1 protein-coding gene is annotated in these 572 nt (G+C 38.5%); it reads left to right on the forward strand.

Features of this window, described 5'->3' with window-relative positions; genetic code table 11:
• Positions 1-28 precede the first annotated feature (28 nt).
• On the forward strand, positions 29-572 hold a 544-nt coding region (locus GJS40_RS01195), incomplete at its 3' end, for a transposase (protein WP_270895509.1).

Genomic DNA, 572 nt, shown 5'->3' on the forward strand with positions numbered 1-572 from the left:
ACTTTTTCCATTAGAGGAAGTTGAAGACGTGAAAAAATCTAACCCACGGAATTTAGCTCCAACTTTTAAAGATTACGATAACCGACAAATTCAATGGATTTATGATATCGAATCGCTCATCCCTGAACACCACGTAGCTCGTGTCATTGATGAGATGGTCGAAGCGATTCCAGACGAGCAATTATTTTCTTATTACGTTGGCGGAGGACGAGCAGCTTACCATCCAAAAATGATGTTAAAAATCATCTTATTTGGCTATTCACAAAAGGTTTATTCTTGCCGAGGAATCGAAACGTTGGTTCGGGAAAATATCCCAGCAATGTGGTTAGCAGCGATGCAACAACCAGACTTTCGTACAATCAACGAATTTCGCCACGTGCGCATGAAAGACTTGATGGATGAGCTATTCGAAACAATGATCTTGAAATTAATTGACGAAAAATATATCACATTTGAAAACTACTTTTTGGATGGGACAAAAATTGAAGCCAATGCCAATAAGTATTCTTTCGTGTGGAGAAAATCAACCGAGAATTTCGAAGCAAAATTACGAGAAAAGATCGCCGAAACAT

This window comes from Aliibacillus thermotolerans (assembly GCF_027853235.1).
Taxonomy (GTDB): domain Bacteria; phylum Bacillota; class Bacilli; order Bacillales; family Marinococcaceae; genus Aliibacillus; species Aliibacillus thermotolerans.